This window comes from Streptomyces bungoensis (genome assembly GCF_001514215.1).
GTDB lineage: Bacteria > Actinomycetota > Actinomycetes > Streptomycetales > Streptomycetaceae > Streptomyces > Streptomyces bungoensis.
In genome coordinates this window covers 66,544-86,465 of sequence record NZ_KQ948874.1, presented here as the reverse complement: position 1 = coordinate 86,465, position 19,922 = coordinate 66,544, and the positions used below count along the sequence as shown (strand labels likewise).

Sequence of the window (19,922 nt, the reverse complement as noted above, 5' to 3'; positions counted from 1 at the left end):
GTCCGGGCCCCGGGGACTGAATAGGTTCCGCACAGAACGGATCTGTCGTCCCGACGACTCGAAATCGACGACTTGGAGCTGACGTGCACCGCAGAATCCTCGCGCCGGGTGTGCCGGCGGCGGCCGCCCTCCTGCTGGCGATCCCGGCATCGGCCGCGAGCTGGTCCCCCGGCGCGCCGGGCATCGGCGACCCCTACTACCCGTACTACGGCAACGGCGGCTACGACGTCTCCCACTACGACCTGAGGCTGAAGTACCAGCCGCGGACGGACGAGTTGCAGGGCACGGCGACCGTCCTGGCGAGGACGACGCAGGACCTGTCCAGGTTCGACCTGGACTTCCTGCTGGACGTGAGCGAGGTGCGGGTCAACGGCGCCGAGGCGTCGTTCACGGCCTCCGGGCAGCACGAACTGGTCGTCACCCCGAAGACCCCACTGGCCAAGGGAGCCCCGATGACGGTGGTGGTCCGCTACAGCGGGGTGCCGTCGACGAAGAGCGCCTACGGCTTCACCACCTGGCACCGCACGCCCGACGGCGCCGTCGCCGCCGACGAGCCCGAGTCCGCCTGGTGGTGGTTCCCCAGCAACGACCACCCGAGCGACAAGGCCACCTTCGACGTGTCGGTCGCCGTGCCGGACGGCACCCAGGCCATCTCCAACGGCACGCTGCAGTCCGCGAGTTCGAAGCTGGGCTGGACCCGCTACACCTGGCGGCAGGACAAGCCGCAGGCCACCTATCTGACCACGCTCGCCCTCGGCAGGTTCGACATCACCACGGGTACCTCCGAGGGCGGGGTGCCGGTCGTCAACGCCTACAGCCGGGACCTGGGCGCGAACGACGGGGCCGCGCGGGCGAGCGTGGAGCGCACCGGCGAGCTCGTGGACTGGCTGACCGGCTATTTCGGGCCGTATCCGTTCGGCTCGGCCGGCGGGTACGTCCCGAACACCACGACCGGGTACGCGCTGGAGACGCAGACCCGGGTCTACTACAGCCCGAAGCAGTTCGCAGGCGGCTCCAACACCTCCGTGGTCGTGCACGAGCTGGCCCACCAGTGGTACGGCGACGACGTGTCGCTGAAGGGCTGGAAGGACATCTGGATCAACGAGGGCTTCGCGCGCTACGCCCAGTGGCTGTGGTCCGAGCACGAGGGCGAGGGCACCGCGCAGGAGCTCGCCGGCTACGTGTACGCCTCCCACCCGGCCGACGACGCGTTCTGGACGGTGGCGCCCGGTGACCCGGGCCCGGACGACCAGTTCGACGTGGCGGTCTACGACCGGGGCGCGCTCGCCGTCCAGGCGTTGCGGAACGAGATCGGGGACGACGCGTTCTTCGCCGTCCTGAAGGGCTGGCCGAAGGAGCACGCGTACGGCAACGCGTCCGTGGCCGACTTCCGGCGGTACGCCGAGCAGGTGTCCGGGAAGCCGCTCGCGGCGCTGTTCGACACCTGGCTGTTCCAGCCGTCGAAGCCGGCCGCGCCCGCGGCACGGTCCCTGGTGAGGACCGGCGCCGCTGTGGCCCGGCCGGACTCGTGGCGGGAGATCGAGGCGACGAACGACGTCCACGGGCGCTGACGTCGCGGGGGCCTAGAGGCTCGCTTCGGCCACCTGCTCGACCAGGGCCTCCCGGTCCATCGCGTCCGCGCGGGTGGCCGGCACCGTGCAGGCGTACGCCCCCGCTACCGCCCCGAACAGGGCGCACCGCTCGGGCGGCTCGCCGGTGAGGCGGCCGTAGAGGAACGCGGCGGCGAAGGCGTCGCCCGCGCCGTTGGAGTCGACCACCGGCGCGGGCGGGGCCACCGGCGGGACCCGGGTCAGCTCCCCGTCGGCCAGCAGGTACGCGCCCTCGGCTCCGGCGGTGGCGACGACGACCTCGGCGCGGCCCCGCTCGGCGATGCGCCGCATGGTCCGCTCGGGGTCGGCCAGGGCGGCCGCCGAGACGAAGACGACGTCCGCGGCGTCGGCGAACGGCTGGTGGTAGGGGTTCTCGCCGTCCCAGTCGTGCAGGTCGGTGGAGAGGGGTACGCCCGTCGCGAGCAGTGTCGGCAGGGCGTGCGCGCCGGGCTGGGTGATGGCCACGTGCACGTGCCGGCTCGCGGCGGCCAGCGTGCGGAGGGTCTCCTCCGGGAAGCGGTCGCCGGGGTGGGCCCGGCTGGTGTCGTACAGCGACAGGCGCCGCCCGTCCGGGCCGACCAGGTTGACCGCCCGCTTGGTCCCGGCGGGCTGGGGGATCGCCGTGAGGCCGATGCCGTGCTCGCGGTGCAGGGCGCGGACGAGGTCGCCCTCCGGGTCGTCGCCGAGGACGTCCAGGTGGTGGGTGTCCAGACCGAGCTTGGTCAGCCCCAGGGCCACGAAGTCACCGGTCTGCCCGGCCCGGGTGCGGATCCCGGAGTCGATCGAGTAACTGTCGGCGTACGGCAGGGGCAGCTCCGGGACGTACACGATCGTGTCCACCCCGGCCCCACCCACCACCAGCACATCCACCTGCCCGGTCATCCGCGGCCCTCCCCTGGGTCGTACACCGTCACTGCGTCACTGCGCCGGGCGGGCCGGGTTCCTCCCCGCGGCACCTCCCGGCAGTGATTCTCGTACAGGTCGGACGTGGCCGGTCGGCAGTTCCCGGCGCCCCTGCGGGACGCGGGTGATCACTTCACCGGTGTCGGCCGTCCTTCGGCACTGCTCTGCGCCACCCTCCGGCGCACGCCGAACCAGCCGGCGACGAGGAGGAGGGCGATCAGGGGGATGAGGAGCAGGGTCTTGCGGCCCACCTCGGGGTCGTTCCACATCATGCCGAGGCAGACCAGCAGGAACGCGATGGTGGCGATCTCCGTGACCGGGCTGAACCTCAGCTTGAAGTGCGGGCGGGTGAGCAGGCCGGCGCGGGCGCGGCGGACGAACACCAGGTGGCAGATCATGATGATCACCCAGGTGCTGATGATGCCGAGGGAGGCGACGTTCAGCACGATCTCGAAGGCCTGGCTGGGCACCAGGTAGTTCAGGCCGACGCCGAGCACGCAGACCGCGCAGGTCAGCATGATGCCGCCGTAGGGGACCCGGCTGCGGTTCATCCGGGCGGTGAACCTCGGGGCGGAGCCGGCCATGGCCATGGAGCGCAGGATGCGGCCGGTGGAGTACAGGCCGGAGTTCAGCGAGGACATGGCGGCGGTCAGGACGACCAGGTTCATCACGCCGCCGGCCGCCGGGACGCCGATCTTCGACAGGACCGTGACGAACGGGCTCTCGTCGGCGGAGTACACCGAGCCGGGCAGCAGCAGGGCGAGCAGCACGACGGAGCCGACGTAGAACAGGGCCACCCGCCACATGATCGAGTTCACCGCGCGCGGGACGACCTTCTCCGGCTCGGCCGTCTCACCGGCGGCGACACCGACCAGTTCCAGTGCCGCGTAGGCGAAGATCACGCCCTGCATGACGAGGACGACCGGCATCATGCCGTGCGGGAAGACGCCGCCGTGGCCGGTGATCACGTCCAGGCCGGGCTTGCCGCCGTCCACCTCGTGCTGGGTGGCGAGCAGGAAGATGCCGACGAACATGAAGCTCACGAGGGTCGCCACCTTGATGATCGCGAACCAGAACTCCATCTCGCCGAAGATCTTCACCGAGATCAGGTTCACCGTCAGCACCACCGCCAGGGCGATCAGTGCCATCACCCACTGCGGGACGGTGGTGAACAGGCTCCAGTAGTGCGTGTAGAGCGCGATCGCGGTGATGTCGGCGATGCCGGTCGTGGACCAGTTCAGGAAGTACATCCAGCCGGCGACGTACGCGCCCTTCTCGCCGAGGAACTCGCGCGCGTAGGACACGAAGGAGCCGGAGGACGGCCGGTACAGGACCAGCTCGCCGAGGGCCCGGACGACGAAGAAGGCGAAGACTCCGCAGACCAGGTAGGCCAGGGCGAGCGCCGGACCCGCGTTGTGCAGGCGTCCGCCGGCGCCGAGGAAGAGGCCGGTGCCGATGGCGCCGCCGATGGCGATCATGTTGACGTGGCGGGCCTTGAGGTCCTTGCTGTAGCCGGAGTCGCCCGCGTCCGCGGGTGTCCGCGCCGCCTGGGGACCTGCGGCGGCCTGTGCCGTCTGCACGGCGTCCTTGCTGCTCACGGGTGGTTCCACTTCCTGGTGCGCCCGCGCCTCGTGGGCCCGGGTGTCCGTACAGTTCGGCCCGCACCACCCTCGTGTCGCGGCACAGACCAAGGCAGCACCTTCCCAGGGGGATCGCCGGGCATGCGATGGCCCACGTCACACAGCGGCCCTTCTCACACGGGCGTCCCGTGTGTCACAGCACCGGTGCGACAGCGATACTGCTGCGCATGACGACCGATGCCGAGGAGACGACCCTCACCGTCGACGAGCTGGCCGCCCGGGCGGGCGTCACGGTGCGCACCGTGCGGTTCTACGCGAGCAGGGGGCTGCTCCCGCCGCCGGTGATCGGTCCGCGCCGGGTGGGTCACTACGGGTCCGGGCACGTGGCGCGGCTGGCCCTCATCGAGGAGCTGCAGCACCAGGGCATGACCCTGGCGGCGATCGAGCGGTACCTGCGGCAGCTGCCGCCCGGCCTCACCCCGCACGACCTGGCCATCCACCGCGCGGTGGTGGCCTCGTGGGCGCCGGACGCGGTGGAGGAGCTGGCGCGCCCGGAACTCGAGCGCCGGGCCGGGCGGCCGCTGACCGCCGAGGACATCGACCGGCTGGCGGCGATGAACGTCGTCACGGCCGGTGACGACGGGACGTTCCGGGTCGACTCCGGGCTGCTCCGGCTCGGCGTCAGGCTGCTCGACGTACCGCTGTCGCACGAGACGATCCTCGCGGCGCGCGAAGTGCTCATGGAGCACTCGCGCGCCGCGGCCCGGGAGCTCTCCCGGCTCCTGCGCGGCGAGGTCGCCGAACGTGCGGCCCGGGACGTGAAGTCCCTGTCGGCGCACATGCACCCCCTGGTGGTGCAGGCGCTGCTCACGGCGTTCCAGCGCTCGCTGCGCGAGGAGCTGGGCGAGTGGCTCACCGCGTCGGGAACCGGGTCAGGAACGGACTGAGTCGGCGAACCGCTCCCCCCGCTCCGCCTTCTCCACCAGCAGCGCGGGCGGGGTGAACCGCTCCCCGTAGGTCTCGGCGAGCTCACGCGCGCGTGCCACGAAGCCGGGCAGCCCGCCCTCGTAGCCGTTGATGTACTGCAGCACGCCACCGGTCCAGCCGGGGAAGCCGATGCCGAGGATGGAGCCGATGTTCGCGTCGGCGACGGAGGTCAGCACGCCCTCCTCGAGGAGCCGTACGGTGTCCAGCGCCTCGGAGAAGAGCATCCGCTCCTGCATGTCGCGGAACGGGATGCGGTGGCCGGGCCGGGTGAAGTGCTCGCGCAGCCCCGGCCAGAGGCCGGCCCGCCTGCCGTCCTCGGCGTAGTCGTAGAAGCCCGCTCCCCCGCTGCGGCCCGTGCGGCCGAACTCGTCGACCATGCGGTCGATGACCGCCTCCGCCGGGTGCGCGGTCCAGGTGCCGCCCGCCTCCTCCACGGCCCGCCTGCTCTCGTGCCGGATCTTGCGCGGGAGGGTGAGCGTCAGCTCGTCCATCAGGGAGAGCACCTTGGCCGGGTAGCCGGCCTGGGCGGCGGCCTGCTCGACGGAGGCGGGCTCCAGCCCCTCGCCGACCATGGCGACGCCCTCGTTGATGAAGTGGCCGATCACGCGGGAGGTGAAGAAGCCGCGCGAGTCGTTGACGACGATCGGGGTCTTGTTGATCTGCCGGACCAGGTCGAAGGCCCGCGCGAGGGTCTCCTCGCCGGTGCGGGCGCCCTTGATGATCTCGACCAGCGGCATCTTGTCGACGGGCGAGAAGAAGTGCAGCCCGATGAAGTCGGCCTGGCGCTGCACGCCCTCGGCGAGGGCGGTGATGGGCAGGGTGGAGGTGTTGGAGCACAGCAGCGCGTCGGGCGCGACGACGTCCTCGATCTCCTGGAAGACCTTGTGCTTGAGCGCCGTGTCCTCGAAGACGGCCTCGATCACCGCGTCGCAGCCGGCGAGGTCGGCCGCCTCGGCGGTCGGGGTGATGCGGGCGAGCAGCGCGTCGGCCTTCTCCTGGCTGGTGCGGCCCTTGGCGACGGCCTTGGCGCACAGCTTCTCGGAGTAGCCCTTGCCCTTGAGGGCCGCCTCCAGGGAGACGTCCTTCAGGACGACGTCGATGCCCGCGCGGGCGCAGGAGTAGGCGATGCCGGCGCCCATCATCCCGGCGCCGAGGACGGCGACCCTGCGGACCGTGCGGGGCTCGACGCCCTGGGGGCGGTTGGCGCCGGAGTTGACGGCCTGGAGGTCGAAGAAGAACGCCTGGATCATGTTCTTCGAGGTCTGTCCGGCGGCCAGCTCCACGAAGTAGCGGGCCTCGATGACCTGCGCGGTCTCGAAGTCGACCTGGGAGCCCTCGACGGCCGCGGCGAGGATGTTGCGCGGCGCCGGGTAGGGGGCGCCGTTCGTCTGCTTGCGCAGGGTGGCCGGGAAGGCGGGGAGGTTGGCGGCGAACTTCGGGTTGGCGGGCGTGCCACCGGGGATCCGGTAGCCGGGCCGGTCCCAGGGCTGCTGGGACTCGGGGTTCGCGTCGATGAAGGCGCGGGCCTTGGCCAGCAGTTCCTCGGGGGTCGCGGCGACCTCGTGGACCAGGCCGTTCTCCTGGGCGCGGCGCGCGTTGTACTGCTGACCCTGCAGCAGCACCTTCAGCAGCGCGTCGGCGATGCCGAGCAGCCGCACGGTGCGTACGACGCCGCCTCCGCCGGGGAGCAGGCCGAGGGTGACCTCGGGGCAGCCGATCCGGGTGCCCGAGGTGTCGAGGGCGACGCGGTGGTGGCAGGCGAGGGCGAGTTCGAAGCCGCCGCCGAGGGCGGCGCCGTTGATGGCGGCCACGACGGGCTTGCCGAGGGTCTCGATGCGGCGCAGGTTCCGCTTGATGGCGAGGCCGCCGTCGAACAGTTCCTGGGCGGTCTCGGGGGTGACCCGGATCAGGTCGCGCAGGTCGCCGCCGGCGAAGAAGGTCTTCTTGGCGGAGGTGAGGATGACGCCGCGGAGGGAGTCCTTCTCGGCCTCCAGCCGGTCGGTGATCGCGGCGAGGGAGTCGCGGAACGCCTGGTTCATGGTGTTCGCGGACTGGTTCGGGTCGTCGAGGACGAGGGTGACGACACCGGTGTCGTCCTGCTCCCAGCGGATGGTGGTGCTCTCGGTCATGACGGTCGTCTCCGTTGAGGTCTGAGGGTCGTGATGCCGCGGGGAGGTCAGATGCGCTCGACGACGGTGGCGATGCCCATGCCGCCGCCGACGCACAGGGTGGCGAGGCCGTAGCGCTTGTCCCGGCGCTCGAGTTCGTCGATGAGCGAGCCGAGGATCATGGCGCCGGTCGCGCCGAGCGGGTGGCCGAGCGCGATGGCGCCGCCGTTGACGTTGACCTTGTCCAGGGACAGGCCCATGTCCTTGACGAAGCGCAGCACGACCGCGGCGAAGGCCTCGTTGATCTCGACCAGGTCGATGTCGTCGATGGTCAGCCCGGCCTTGGCGAGGGCCTTGCGGGTGGCCGGGGCGGGGCCGGTGAGCATGATGGTGGGCTCGGAGCCGGAGACGGCGGCGGAGACGATCCGCGCGCGCGGGGTGAGGCCGTGGCGCTCGCCGACCTCCTTCGAGCCGATCGCGACGAGCGAGGCGCCGTCGACGATGCCGGAGGAGTTGCCCGCGTGGTGGACGTGGTCGATCTTCTCCACCCAGTGGTACTTCTGCAGCGCGACCGCGTCGAAGCCGCCGAGTTCGCCGATGTCGGCGAACGACGGCTTGAGCCCGGCGAGCGAGTCGGCGGTGGTGCCGGGGCGCATGTGCTCGTCGTGGTCGAGGACGACCAGGCCGCTGCGGTCCCTGACCGGCACCACGGAGCGGTCGAAGCGGCCCTCCTTCCAGGCGGTGGCGGCGCGCTCCTGGGACAGGGCCGCGTACTCGTCCACGTCCCGGCGGGAGAAGCCCTCGATGGTCGCGATGAGGTCGGCGCCGATGCCCTGCGGCACGAAGTTGACGGCCAGATTGGTCATCGGGTCGTTGAACCAGGCGCCGCCGTCCGAGGCCATCGGCACCCGGGACATGGACTCCACGCCCCCGGCGAGGACCAGGTCCTCCCAGCCGGAGCGGACCTTGGCGGCGGCCAGGTTGACGGCCTCCAGGCCGGAGGCGCAGAAGCGGTTCTCCTGCACGCCCGCAACCGTGTCCGGCAGCCCGGCGGCGATCGCCGCGATCCGGGCGATGTCGGAGCCCTGGTCGCCCACGGGACCGACGACGCCGAGCACGATGTCGTCGATCGCGGCCGGGTCCAGGCCCGGGAAGCGGTCGCGGATCTCGTGGATGAGACCGACGACCAGGTCGACGGGCTTCGTGCCGTGCAGGGCGCCGGTCGCCTTGCCGCGGCCGCGCGGGGTGCGGATCGCGTCGTACACGTACGCTTCGGTGCTCACTGGTGTGCCTTTCGGGAGGGTGGGCCGGGCGGAGCCGGCCGCCGGGGGTGGTCCGGGCGGGCGGGTCAGTCGCCGTCGGCGACGAGGTCGTCGGGCAGGGCGCCGTCGGTCACGGGGCCGTCGGTCACGAGGCCGGGTATGCCCCAGTCGCGGGCCACCGCCGCCGCGCCGTCCCCCGGCAGCGCGGGTCCGGTGCGGACCGCGGTGGGGGTCGCGGAGAAGCGGGGGGCTGGGGCCGGCTGGGTGATGCCGCCCTGGCAGGTGAAGGTGGAGCGGGCGGCCAGGTGCGGGTGGTGCGGGGCCTCCCGCAGGGACAGCACGGGGGCCACGCAGGCGTCCGAGCCCGCGAAGACGGCCGTCCACTCGTCGCGGGTGCGGGAGGCGAAGCGGGCGGCGACGCGTGCGCGCAGTTCGTCCCAGCGGGTGACGTCCGTGCGGGCCCCGGTGAGGCCGTCCAGGCCGAGCAGGCGCAGGAACTCCTCGTAGAACCGCGGCTCCAGGGCGCCGACCGCCATGTAGCCGCCGTCGGCGGTCGCGTAGGTGCCGTAGTACGGGCAACCGCCGTCGAGCAGGTTGGCGCCGCGCCGGTCCTGCCAGCCGCCGGCGGCGAGCATGCCGTGGATCATCGCCGACAGGTGCGCCGTGCCGTCCACGATGGCCGCGTCCACGACCTGCCCGGTGCCGGTCGCGCGCGCGTGGTGCAGTGCGGCGAGGACGCCGACGACCAGGTAGAGGGAGCCGCCGGCGTAGTCGCCGAGCAGGTTGGCGGGGACGGCCGGGGGCTCGCCCGGGCGGCCGATCATGCCGAGGGTGCCGGTGAGGGCGATGTACGCCACGTCGTGCCCGGCGCGGTCGGCGAGCGGGCCGTCCTGGCCCCAGCCGGTCATCCGGCCGTAGACCAGAGCGGGGTTGCGGGCGTGGCAGGCGCCGGGGCCGACGCCGAGCCGCTCGGCCACGCCGGGCCGGTAGCCCTCGACGAGGACGTCGGCGCGCGCGGCGAGGTCGAGCACGCGCGCGGGGCCGTCCGGCGCCTTGAGGTCGACGACGACCGAGCGCTTGTTGCGGTTCGTCACGTCGTACGCGGGGTCGATGCCGAGGCCCGGGCCGCCCGGGCGGTCGACCCGGACCACGTCGGCGCCCAGGTCAGCCAGGAGCATGCAGGCGAACGGGCCCGGCCCGATGCCGGCCAGCTCGACCACGCGCACCCCGTGCAGCGGGCCCTGGCCCGGCGTCCCTGCCGTCGTCATGCCGTCCTGCCCCCTGCTCCGCACCCATGTGACACAACTGATGTAACACCGGTGATGCTAGGAACACGTTCCACCGGGCACAAGACCTGAACGAGCAAGCGCTTAGCCAAGTGCCCGGCCGTCGGGCCCCGCACCCCTCACGCTAGCCTCAGCCACCGACAGCGGCGCGTGCTGAACGACCAATGGGGTGTCATGAGCAGGCTAAACAGGACGGATCGTCCCTACGACATCGTGCTCTTCGGAGCGACCGGCTTCGTCGGCACGCTCACGGCGCGCTACCTCGCCGCCCACGCCCCCGCGGACCTGCGCTGGGCGATCGCGGGCCGCGACGAGCGGAGACTGGAGCTGCTGCGCGACCGGCTGCCCGCCGCCTCGCGGCCGGCGGTGCTCCGCGCCGACGTGCGCGAACCGGCCACCGTGCGCACGCTCGCCGAGCAGGCGCGCGTGGTCGCCACGACCGTGGGCCCGTACGTCACCTACGGCGAGGAGCTCGTCGCCGCCTGCGCGGACAGCGGGACCGACTACCTCGACCTCACAGGCGAGCCCGAGTTCGTGGACCTGATGTACGTCCGGCACGACACGCGCGCGCGGGAGACCGGCGCCCGTCTCGTGCACGCCTGCGGCTTCGACTCCGTGCCGCACGACCTGGGCGTGTACTTCACAGTCCGGCAGCTCCCGGAGGGGGTCCCGCTCACCGTGGACGGGTACGTCAGGGTGCACGCGGCCTTCTCCGGCGGCACGCTGGCCTCGGCGCTGAACCAGTTCGCGCGCGGCCGGGAGCTGCTGGCCGCGGCGCGTGAACGGCGCCGCCACGAGCCGCGGCTGATGGGGCGCCGGGTGGCGGCCACGGCGCGAGCGCCGCGCTTCGCCCCGGAGGTGGGCGCCTGGGCGCTGCCGCTGCCGACCATCGATCCGCGGATCGTGCGCCGCTCGGCGAAGGCCCTGGACCGCTACGGCCCCGACTTCCGCTACCGGCACTACGCGGCCGTCCGGCACCTGCCGGTCGCCCTGGGCGGCATCGCGGCCGTCGGCGCGTTGGGTGCCGCCGCACAGCTGCCGCCCGCCCGGCGCTGGCTGTCCGGCCGGCTCAGCCCCGGGCAGGGGCCGAGCGCCGAGAAGCGCGCGAAGAGCTGGTTCTCCGTGCGCTTCGTCGGCGAGGGCGGCGGGCGGCGCGTCCTCACGGAGGTCGCCGGCGGCGACCCGGGCTACGACGAGACGGCCAAGATGTTCGCGGAGGCGGCCCTCAGCCTGGCCTTCGACGACCTGCCGCCGACGGCCGGGCAGGTGACCACGGCCCAGGCGATGGGCGACGCGCTGACCGGGCGGCTGCGCCGGGCGGGGATCACCTTCCGGGTGGCCCACTCCCGGTAGCCCGCGCGCCGGCCACGGCCACTGGCGGGCGCGGCGGCTACGCCTGCCACCCCAGCAGGGTCCAGACCATCCCGCCCGTCCAGGCGAGACCCGCCACGACGGCGAGGACCAGCGCGGCCGTCACGGGGCGCTCGACGGGCTGGGCGAGGCCGGTCAGGGGCTTGGCGGAGCGGTGTGTCGTCATAGGGGGAGCCTGCCCCGTGAGGCGGCGCGCGCACATCCGTACGCGTACTCAGAGGGCGTGATCGCCCCGGCTCAGCTCCCGGCCGCCTCCCGCAGCGCCCGCCGGCACAGCGCGTCGGCCCTGCGCGTGGTCTCCGGCAGGCGGTAGCGCGGGGTCAGGGCCAGCACGTGCGCCAGGGCGTTGGCGAGGCTCACCCGGTGGCCGACGGAGACGAAGACCGGCTTCACGCCGTCCCGGGTGCGCAGCGCGCGGCCGACCTCCTCGGTGCCCGCCAGGAGTGGTGCGGTGCTGCCCCGGGCGGGGTCCGGCTCGTCGTACGTGAAGGTGAACGGGTTCTTGGCGACCCCGATGGCCGGCAGGCCGGTGAGCACCCCGAGGTGGCTGGCGAGGCCGAAGCGGCGCGGATGGGCGAGGCCGTAGCCGTCGCACACCACCAGGCCGGGCTGGCAGGGCAGGGCGTCGAGGGCGGCCCGTACGGTCGGGATCTCCCGGAAGGCGAGCAGTCCGGGCACGTACGGGAAGGAGATCCGGCCGACGGCCGTGGTCTCGGCGACGACGGCGAGGGTGGCCGCGTCCAGGACGACGGCCGCGGCGGCCACGAGGTCGCGCTCGTCGTCGTAGGCGACGTCGACACCGGTCACATGGCCGGTCCCGGGCGGCGGCCCGGGCTCGTCGAGCACCACCCGGCCGCGCAGCCGGTCCTGTTCGGCGGCCTCTTCCTCGGTCGCGGGCCAGCCCGCGGGTACGCCTACGGTCGTCATACGGCCAGAACTGTAGGGTCCCGGGCCGCCCGGCCGGCCCGCGGGGGTACCCTCGCGATCATGTTCGTGCTGGAGCTGACCTACACCGCCCCGCTGGAGGCCGTCGACGCCGTCATACCGGCGCACGTGGCCTGGCTCGACGAGCAGTACGCGAAGGGCCTGTTCCTGGCCTCCGGGCGCAAGGACCCCCGCGACGGCGGGATCATCCTGGCCGTCGCGGAGGACCGCGCCCAGGTGGAGGAGGTCACCGCGGGCGACCCGTTCGTGGCCGCCGGGGTGTGCGCCTACCGCATCACGGAGTTCATCGCCACGAAGACGGCTCCCGAGCTGGCGCGCCACCGGCAGACGCTGGGCTGAACGGGGGGCTCAGCCCTTCCTGTCGTCCAGCGCGCGCTGCAGTTCGTCCTTGTTCATGTGCGAACGGCCCCCGATGCCGCGCTGCCTGGCCTCGTTGTACAGCTGGTCGCGGGTCGGGCCGTGGGAGCCGACCCGGTTGCCCGACCGCTGCCCGCCGCGCTCGCTCGACGACTTCCTGTCCTGCGTGGAGCTGCGGCTGGCGGTCTTGGACTCGCCGGAACGGGCGCGCTCCTTGTTCACGGTCCGCGCGGCGATCTCCTTGGCGCGCGCGGCGCTCTCGCCCCGGTCCTGCGCGCTCTCCTTGATGTGCTCGTACTGACGTTCGCGCTTGGGGCTCGAACCGGCTGGCATGATCGCTCCCTTCCTCGCCCTCCCGCGGCGGGAGGTCCTACGCGGTGCGGAACGAGTACCCGGCTTCCCGGCGGTTACGTCAGCGTTCCAGGCGGGCCACCCGCCCCTGCTCTCCGGCGGCCCAGCAGCTCAGGTCGGCGGCGCAGTCGACGGTGTCGTACGAGCCGGTGTCGACGGTCCGCCAGGTGCGTCCGCCGTCGGTGGTCAGGTCGGTGCCCGTGGGGCCGACGGCGAGCGCGGCAGTGCGGCTGTGCGGGAGCCAGGCGGCGCCGGAGCGGTAGGCGGGCGGCGGCGCGGCGGCGGGACGCCAGGTGCGGCCGCCGTCGGCGGTGACCGCGGCGGCCCGCGGGGAGGACTCGCCGGGGCGGTAGTCGCCGCCGACCGCCAGCCCGTGGGCGCGGTCGCGGAAGGCGAGCGCGAAGACTCCCCTGGCCGGGTCGCCCGCGGGCAGGGGCGTGTCGGCGGCCGTCCAGGTCAGTCCGCGATCGGCGGAGTGCAGCACGCGCGCGTGCGCGCCGCCTCCGGTGGCCAGCCAGGCGTCCTTCGGGCCGGAGGTGACCAGGCACTGGCCGCTCGCGGCGAAGCCGGCCTCGCCGTCCAGGGCGGCCGGCATGCCGTCGGCCGGCAGCACCCGCCAGGAGCGGCCGCCGTCGCCGGTCGACAGGATGCGGAACCGGCCGTCGACGGGATCGCTCACGGCGAGGCCGTGGCGGCGGTCGAAGAAGGCGAGGCAGTCGTAGAACGCCCTGGGGTCGGTGTTGCGGAAGGACTCCGTCCAGGTCGCTCCGCCGTCGTCGGTGCGGTAGACGCGCGAGGCCTCGCCCTCGCCGATGGCCAGCACCACCGCGTGCCGCGCGTCGAACGCCTCGACGTCGCGGAACTGCAGGTCGGCCGCGCCGGGTGGAGAGACGTTCCGCCAGCTCGCCCCGCCGTCGGTGGTGCGCAGCACGGTGCCCGCCGTACCGGCCAGCCAGGCGGTGTCGCGGCCGACGGCGGCGAGGCCGCGGAAGCGCACCTGCGGGGCGCCGCTGTCCTTGGCCGCCCAGTGCGGCGGCCCGCCGCCGAGCGGTCCCGCCGCGGCGGGCGGCACGGCGAGCGCGGCCAGCGCCGCCCCGCACGCCACCGCCGCCGCCACCAGCCGGCCCGTCCGTCCCCCGCGTCGCGTGCTCACCGGTCGTCCCATGGCGGGCGAAGCTAGTCCAGCCGTCCGCCGCCGTCCAGAGGGCGTCGCCGGGCGTGCTCCCGTGCATGAACGCGGTGACCGAGGTCACTCGTTCGGGGTGTGCACGGGCGGGCCGATTCCGTCGTCTCTTCCAGTGCCAGGTCTCACACGCCCGGAGCACGTCCAGCCGTCACGAGGGAGCAAGGCGTTGTCCACCGTCATCGAGCAGCCCGTAGAGGCCCGCCTTGTCGCCGCCGCACCGCGCATGCCGAGCATTCCCGCCACGCTGCGCTACGACCGGAGCGACCCGTTCGCCATCCGCATGACCTTCCCGGCCCCGGCCACCCTCGAGGGTGTCGAGGTGTGCTGGACCTTCTCCCGCGAGCTGCTCACGGCCGGCCTGCGCGGTCCGGAGGGCTGCGGCGACGTCCGGGTGCGCCCGTACGGCTACGACCGCACCGTCCTGGAGTTCCACGCGCCGGAGGGCACCGCGATCGTGCACGTGCGCTCCGGTGAGATACGGCGCTTCCTGGAGGCGACCGGCGACCTCGTGCCCGTCGGCCTGGAGCACCTGCAGTTCGACCTCGACCACGACCTGGCCGAACTGATGCGGGACGCCTGCTGAACCCCTGCCCGCGCGCGGGCGGCGGCGCCGCCCGGTTAACGCGTTGACAGCCCCTCCACCCCCTCCTACCGTTGTCGACGGCTCTGTTGCCGTCGAATGGAGAAGGACGTTGCTCGTCTGAGGTTCTGAGACACCGCGCTCACACCGGTGAGGTGTGCGTGGCGTACGACCTCGGCGTCCGAGCCGTCCTCCGGCACAGGCCCTCTTCTCCGGGCCCTCTTCCTGCCCAGGCCTTTCGGTTTCCGCCTCGCGGTGTCTCGACACGCCCGTCCGGACCGCTTCCACGAACCGTGAGGCCCTCATGTCAACCTTCCTCACCTGTACCTCCCTCTCCTTCGCCTGGCCCGACGGCACCCCGGTGTTCGACGGCCTCGACATCGCCTTCGGCCCCGGCAGGACCGGACTCACCGGCGTCAACGGGTCGGGCAAGTCGACCCTGCTGAAGCTGCTCGCCGGCGAACTCGCCCCGGCCGGCGGCACCGTCCGGGCCACCGGCGAGATCGGCCTGCTGCCGCAGAACGTCACGCTCGACACCGCCCTCCGCGTCGACGAGGCCCTCGGCATCGCCGCCCGGCGGGCCGCCCTGCACGCCATCGAGGCGGGCGACGTCTCCGAGGAGCACTTCGAGACGGTGGGCGACGACTGGGACGTCGAGGAGCGCGCCCTCGTCACCCTCGGCGAGCTCGGTCTCGGCCGCATCGGCCTCGACCGCACCGTCGGCGAGCTCTCCGGCGGCGAGTCGGTGCTGCTGCGCCTGGCCGCCCTGCTGCTGCGCCGCCCGGACGTCCTGCTGCTGGACGAGCCCACCAACAACCTGGACCTGTACGCGCGGCGCCGGCTGCACGCCGCCGTGGCGGCCTGGCCGGGCGTCCTCGTCGTGGTCAGCCACGACCGTGAACTCCTGGACCTGGTCGACCAGATCGCGGACCTGCGCTCCGGGCAGGTCACCTGGTACGGCGGCAACTTCTCCGCCTACGAGGAGGCCCTCGCCGTCGAACAGGAGGCCGCCGAGCGGATGGTGCGCGTCGCCGAGGCGGACGTGCGCAAGCAGAAGCGGGAACTGGCCGACGCCCAGGTGAAGCTGGCCCGCCGCAAGCAGTACGGGCAGAAGCTCGGCGAATCCGGGAGCCTGCCGAGGATCCTGGTGGGCGCGCGCAAACGGGCCGCCCAGGAGTCGGCGGGCAAGCACCGCGTCCTGCACGAGGAGCGGCTCGCCGAGGCCCGGGAGCGGCTGGACGAGGCGGCCCTGGCCGTGCGGGACGACGACGAGATCCGCGTCGACATGCCGTACACCGCCGTGCCGCCGGGCCGTCAGGTGCTGACGCTGGAGAACCTGGAGACGGCTTACGGGGCGCGCGTGCCGGGGATCCTCGACCTGCGCGGACCGGAGCGGATCGCGCTCGTCGGGCGCAACGGCGCCGGCAAGACGACCCTGCTGCGGACCGTCGCCGGGGAGCTGGCGCCGGTCGCCGGCGAGGCACGCGCGCATGTGCCGCTGCGTTTCCTGCCGCAGCGCCTGGACGTGCTGGACGAGGGGCTGACGGTCGCCGAGAACGTGGCCCGGTTCGCGCCGGGTGCCACGAACAACCGGATCCGGGCGCGGCTGGCCCGCTTCCTGTTCCGGGGCGCACGCGCCGACCAGAAGGCGGGGACGCTCTCCGGCGGTGAGCGCTTCCGGGCGGCCCTGGCCGCGCTGATGCTCGCCGAGCCCGCGCCCCAGCTGCTCCTGCTCGACGAGCCGACCAACAACCTGGACATGGCGAGCGTGCGGCAGCTCACCTCGGCCCTGGAGTCCTACCAGGGCGCCCTGCTGGTGGCCGCCCACGACCTGCCGTTCCTGGGGTCCATCGGCATCACCCGCTGGCTGCTCATGGAGGACGGGCAGGTGCGGGAGACCTCGCCGGAGGAGGTGGGCGTCCTGGACTAGCGGGCGTCTCGGGAGGGCCACAGCCCGGCCACAGGGGTTTTGCCCCGGCCACGGCGCCCTGCATGATGGCGGACCGGCGCCGCCGCACGGCGCCGGACCCCACCGCCGACCAGGAAAGGCCCCTCGTGCCCAGCAAGAAGGCCCTCGTCCGCCGCCCCAGCCCGCGCCTCGCCGAAGGCCTGGTGACGCACATCGAGCGGGAGAAGGTCGACGTGGATCGCGCCGTCGAGCAGTGGGAGGCGTACGTCGAGGCGCTGCGCACGCACGGCTGGGAGACGATCGAGGTCGAACCGGCCGACGACTGCCCGGACTCGGTGTTCGTCGAGGACACCGTCGTCATGTACAGGAACGTCGCCCTGATCACCCGGCCCGGCGCCGAGTCCCGGCGCGAGGAGACCGCCGGGGTCGAGGAGGCGGTCGCCCGGCTCGGCTGCTCGGTGAACTGGATATGGGAACCGGGCACGCTGGACGGCGGCGACGTGCTGAAGGTCGGCGAGACCGTGTACGTCGGCCGGGGCGGTCGGACCAACGCGGCCGGCGTGCAGCAGCTGCGGGCCGCGTTCGAGCCGCTGGGCGCGCGCGTGGTGGCCGTACCGGTGAGCAAGGTGCTGCACCTGAAGTCGGCGGTCACCGCGCTGCCGGACGGCACGGTCGTCGGCCACATCCCGAAGGTGGACCGGCCGTCGCTGTTCCCGGGGTTCCTGTCGGTGCCCGAGGAGTCCGGCGCGCACGTGGTGCTGCTCGGCGCCCACAAGCTGCTCATGGCGGCGAGCGCCCCGCAGACGGCGGAGCTGCTGACGGATCTCGGCCACGAGGTGGTCACGGTGGACATCGGCGAGTTCGAGAAGCTGGAAGGCTGTGTGACCTGCCTCTCGGTGCGCCTGCGGGAGCTGTACGCCTGATCGGTCGATCCCTTCGGCCCGGCAGCCCCGGGACCTGCGGGTCCCGGGACCGTCCGTCGCCGTCCGGGTGATCCGTGAACGGCCGACGGGGATTGGCTGATCAGCACTCTTTACAGCGGGCTTAACCTACGGCTACGTAACCTACGGATTCGTAGCCTACGATCACGTAGGTTTTCCGGCACCGCTCGCCGGACCGTCCCCTTCCACCCGCTCAGCACGGCGTCCCCTGGAGTTCTTATGACGATCACCTCCCCGCATCTCGACAGCCCGTCCGTCTGGACCGACGCCCGGCTGCTGTACGCGCTGGAGGAAGTGGTCGAGAAGGAACTGAACCGGCATCTGCAGGTCGCCAAGGACTGGATGCCGCACGAGTACGTGCCCTGGAGCGACGGCCGGAACTTCCCCGGCCTGTTCGAGGACGGCGAGGCCTGGGCCAAGGACCAGTCCAAGGTGACGGACATCGGCCGCGTCGCCCTCGTCGTCAACCTGCTGACCGAGGACAACCTGCCCAGCTACCACCACGAGATCGCCTCGCTGTTCGGCCGCGACGGCGCCTGGGGCACCTGGGTGCACCGCTGGACCGCCGAGGAGGGCCGGCACGGCATCGTGATGCGCGACTACCTGCTGGCCTCGCGCGCCGTGGACCCGGACGAGCTGGAACGTTTCCGTATGTCCCACATGAGCGAGGGCTTCGAGTCCGACAACCGGCACTCGATGCTGCACTCGATCGCCTACGTGGCCTTCCAGGAGCTGGCGACCCGGATCTCGCACCGCAACACCGGCCACCAGTCCGGCGACCCGGTCTGCGACCGGATGCTGGCGCGGATCGCGACCGACGAGAACCTGCACATGGTCTTCTACCGCAACCTGCTGAAGTCCGCCTTCGAGCTCGCCCCCGACCTGACCATGCAGGCGGTCCGGGACGTCGTGGTCAACTTCCGCATGCCCGGGCACGGCATCCCCGGCTTCGAGCGGGCCGCCGCGCAGATGGCGATCGGCGAGGTCTACAACCTGCGCATCCACCACGACGACGTCCTGCAGCCCGTGCTGCGCTTCCTGAAGATCATGGAGATCGACGGGCTCGGCCCGGAGGGGCGCCAGGCCCAGGAGGAGCTCGGCCTGTTCCTCGGCGGCCTGGACGCGGAGGCTCTCCGGTTCGACGAGCGGCTCGCCGCGCGCAAGGCGCGGATGGCGGCGCGGGCGGCCGGCTGAGGCCTCAGCGGGAGGTCCGCCGCAGGGCCAGGCGTTCCTTTTCGGACAGTCCGCCCCAGACGCCGAAGCGCTCGTCGTTCGCGAGCGCGTAGTCGAGGCACGCGGAGCGCATCTCGCACAGGCCGCAGATGCGCTTCGCCTCACGCACCGAGCTGCCGGGCTCGGGGAAGAAGAAGTCGGCCCCGGTCTGCGCGCACAGGGCCTGCGCCTGCCAGTCGGTGTCGGCCGGGCTGATCGTTTCGATGTGCATGGCCAGGATCGTGCCGCGCGGCGAAAAACGTTCGATCAACGCCGGGTCAACGGCACGCCGGGGACGCGGGCCGCGCGTTGACCCGCCCCGGCCGGTCCGGTCCGGTCCGGTCCGGTCCGGTCCGGTCCGGTCCCCCGATGGTGCTCCGCAGGACACGTCCGGCGCACGGCGGCGCGCGGGTCCGCCGGGAAATGTCGGTGGGCGGTGCCAGACTCGGCAGTGCACAGGACAGGACCCGTCTCCCGGGCCCCCGTTTCGCGGAGGGCCTGCCAAGGAGGGCGAAGATGCTCACCACCCGTTTCGTCAACGGCGCTCCGAACTGGCTCGACGTCGCCACCCCCGATCTCGACGGGGCGCTCTCCTTCTACGGTGGTCTCTTCGGCTGGCAGTTCGTCTCGGCGGGACCGGACGCCGGCGGTTACGGCTTCTTCCAGCGCGACGGCAGAACGGTCGCCGGCGGCATGCGGAGCGGCCCGGAGCAGGGGCCGCCGGCCTGGACGGTGTACTTCCGCAGCGACGACGCGCAGGCCACCGCCGAGGCGGCCGAGCAGGCGCACGGCCGCGTGCTGGTGCGGCCCATGGACGTGATGGGCGAGGGGCACATGGCGGTCCTCGCCGACCAGGCGGGCGTGGTGTTCGGGGTCTGGCAGCCGGGGCGGACCAAGGGCGTGGACGTGGCGAGCGAGCCCGGCGCGCTGTGCTGGGCCGAGCTGTACACGCCGGACATCGCGGCGGCCGCCGCGTTCTACCACCGGGTCCTCGGCCTGGAGACCTCGGGCGTGCCCTTTCCCGGCGGTACGTACACGTGCCTCAACCCCGAGGGTGCCGGGGAGGACGCGATGTTCGGCGGCGTGGTCCCGCTGGCGGACGATCCGGTGGAGGCGCAGGCGGGCCCGTACTGGCTTCCGTACTTCGAGGTGGAGGACACCGACGCCGTGGTCGAGCAGGCGCGGCGGCTGGGCGGCACGGTGCGCGGGCCGGCGACGAGCGTGCCGGGTGTCGGCCGCATGGCCAGACTGGCCGATCCGTACGGCGCCCGGTTCGCGGTGATCCGGAGCGAGCCGTCGCAGGGGCGGGCGGAGGACTGAGCGGTGGGCTCCGT

Annotated in this window: 19 protein-coding genes; 9 read left to right on the top strand and 10 right to left on the bottom strand. The window is 73.0% G+C overall.

Annotated elements, in window-relative coordinates; translation table 11 throughout:
- Positions 1-83 precede the first annotated feature (83 nt).
- Positions 84-1,571: a M1 family metallopeptidase gene (locus AQJ66_RS32880; RefSeq protein ID WP_061929256.1), complete on the top strand. Its 1,488-nt coding sequence runs from the start codon at positions 84-86 to the stop codon at positions 1,569-1,571.
- Between the two features lie 12 nt (positions 1,572-1,583).
- On the opposite strand, the gene AQJ66_RS32875 is transcribed toward AQJ66_RS32880, so the two are convergent.
- Complete coding sequence (locus tag AQJ66_RS32875) at positions 1,584-2,492, bottom strand: PfkB family carbohydrate kinase (protein WP_061929254.1); 909 nt, start codon at positions 2,490-2,492, stop codon at positions 1,584-1,586.
- 149 nt (positions 2,493-2,641) lie between these two features.
- A complete protein-coding gene (locus AQJ66_RS32870) occupies positions 2,642-4,111 on the bottom strand; it encodes an amino acid permease (RefSeq protein WP_061929252.1) in 1,470 nt (489 codons plus the stop codon).
- Between the two features lie 209 nt (positions 4,112-4,320).
- On the opposite strand from AQJ66_RS32870, the gene AQJ66_RS32865 reads away from it, so the two are divergent.
- Complete coding sequence (locus AQJ66_RS32865; RefSeq protein WP_061929250.1) at positions 4,321-5,040, top strand: MerR family transcriptional regulator; 720 nt, start codon at positions 4,321-4,323, stop codon at positions 5,038-5,040.
- Here the strand turns inward: AQJ66_RS32865 and AQJ66_RS32860 are convergent.
- The 3 genes from AQJ66_RS32860 to AQJ66_RS32850 form a co-directional block, all read right to left on the bottom strand.
- Positions 5,026-7,209, bottom strand: coding sequence for a 3-hydroxyacyl-CoA dehydrogenase NAD-binding domain-containing protein (locus AQJ66_RS32860; RefSeq protein ID WP_061929248.1), 2,184 nt, complete (start codon positions 7,207-7,209; stop codon positions 5,026-5,028). The genes AQJ66_RS32865 and AQJ66_RS32860 overlap by 15 nt on opposite strands.
- Positions 7,210-7,256: 47 nt before the next feature.
- Positions 7,257-8,471 carry an acetyl-CoA C-acetyltransferase gene (locus AQJ66_RS32855; protein ID WP_061929246.1) on the bottom strand — a complete coding sequence of 405 codons (1,215 nt, stop codon included), beginning with the start codon at positions 8,469-8,471 and terminating at the stop codon, positions 7,257-7,259.
- A gap of 65 nt (positions 8,472-8,536) precedes the next feature.
- Positions 8,537-9,718: a CaiB/BaiF CoA transferase family protein gene (locus AQJ66_RS32850; RefSeq protein WP_167359206.1), complete on the bottom strand. Its 1,182-nt coding sequence runs from the start codon at positions 9,716-9,718 to the stop codon at positions 8,537-8,539.
- Between the two features lie 192 nt (positions 9,719-9,910).
- Here AQJ66_RS32850 and AQJ66_RS32845 point away from each other — a divergent pair, with 192 nt between their 5' ends.
- Positions 9,911-11,089: a saccharopine dehydrogenase family protein gene (locus AQJ66_RS32845; protein ID WP_061929244.1), complete on the top strand. Its 1,179-nt coding sequence runs from the start codon at positions 9,911-9,913 to the stop codon at positions 11,087-11,089.
- 37 nt (positions 11,090-11,126) lie between these two features.
- On the opposite strand, the gene mmpA is transcribed toward AQJ66_RS32845, so the two are convergent.
- Both mmpA and AQJ66_RS32835 read right to left on the bottom strand, forming a co-directional pair.
- Entirely contained in the window at positions 11,127-11,273 is a 147-nt protein-coding gene (gene mmpA / locus AQJ66_RS32840; protein ID WP_208611503.1) for a morphogenic membrane protein MmpA, read from the bottom strand.
- A 71-nt stretch (positions 11,274-11,344) separates the two neighbouring features.
- Complete coding sequence (locus AQJ66_RS32835; RefSeq protein WP_061929240.1) at positions 11,345-12,034, bottom strand: endonuclease V; 690 nt, start codon at positions 12,032-12,034, stop codon at positions 11,345-11,347.
- Positions 12,035-12,094: 60 nt separating this feature from the next.
- On the opposite strand from AQJ66_RS32835, the gene AQJ66_RS32830 reads away from it, so the two are divergent.
- On the top strand, positions 12,095-12,391 hold the full coding sequence (locus AQJ66_RS32830) for a YciI family protein (RefSeq protein ID WP_061929237.1): 297 nt from the start codon (positions 12,095-12,097) through the stop codon (positions 12,389-12,391).
- 9 nt (positions 12,392-12,400) lie between these two features.
- Here AQJ66_RS32830 and AQJ66_RS32825 read toward each other — a convergent pair whose 3' ends face one another.
- Both AQJ66_RS32825 and AQJ66_RS32820 read right to left on the bottom strand, forming a co-directional pair.
- Positions 12,401-12,742, bottom strand: a complete 342-nt coding sequence (locus AQJ66_RS32825) for a hypothetical protein (protein WP_061929235.1) — start codon at positions 12,740-12,742, stop codon at positions 12,401-12,403.
- 79 nt (positions 12,743-12,821) lie between these two features.
- Positions 12,822-13,925 (bottom strand): WD40/YVTN/BNR-like repeat-containing protein, encoded by a 1,104-nt coding sequence (locus AQJ66_RS32820; RefSeq protein ID WP_208611502.1) that lies wholly within the window; start codon positions 13,923-13,925, stop codon positions 12,822-12,824.
- Between the two features lie 187 nt (positions 13,926-14,112).
- Here AQJ66_RS32820 and ssgD point away from each other — a divergent pair, with 187 nt between their 5' ends.
- From ssgD to AQJ66_RS32800, 4 genes are all read left to right on the top strand, one after another.
- On the top strand, positions 14,113-14,529 hold the full coding sequence (gene ssgD / locus AQJ66_RS32815; RefSeq protein WP_061929233.1) for a spore wall synthesis regulator SsgD: 417 nt from the start codon (positions 14,113-14,115) through the stop codon (positions 14,527-14,529).
- Between the two features lie 301 nt (positions 14,530-14,830).
- Entirely contained in the window at positions 14,831-16,456 is a 1,626-nt protein-coding gene (locus AQJ66_RS32810; protein WP_061929232.1) for an ABC-F family ATP-binding cassette domain-containing protein, read from the top strand.
- A gap of 125 nt (positions 16,457-16,581) precedes the next feature.
- Positions 16,582-17,358, top strand: coding sequence for a dimethylargininase (gene ddaH, locus AQJ66_RS32805; protein ID WP_061929310.1), 777 nt, complete (start codon positions 16,582-16,584; stop codon positions 17,356-17,358).
- A gap of 237 nt (positions 17,359-17,595) precedes the next feature.
- Positions 17,596-18,570, top strand: a complete 975-nt coding sequence (locus tag AQJ66_RS32800; RefSeq protein WP_061929230.1) for an acyl-ACP desaturase — start codon at positions 17,596-17,598, stop codon at positions 18,568-18,570.
- 4 nt (positions 18,571-18,574) lie between these two features.
- Here the strand turns inward: AQJ66_RS32800 and AQJ66_RS32795 are convergent, their stop codons facing one another.
- Positions 18,575-18,820 (bottom strand): WhiB family transcriptional regulator, encoded by a 246-nt coding sequence (locus tag AQJ66_RS32795; RefSeq protein WP_061929228.1) that lies wholly within the window; start codon positions 18,818-18,820, stop codon positions 18,575-18,577.
- Positions 18,821-19,104: 284 nt separating this feature from the next.
- On the opposite strand from AQJ66_RS32795, the gene AQJ66_RS32790 reads away from it, so the two are divergent.
- Entirely contained in the window at positions 19,105-19,908 is an 804-nt protein-coding gene (locus AQJ66_RS32790; protein ID WP_061929226.1) for a VOC family protein, read from the top strand.
- The last annotated feature ends 14 nt before the right edge of the window (positions 19,909-19,922 follow it).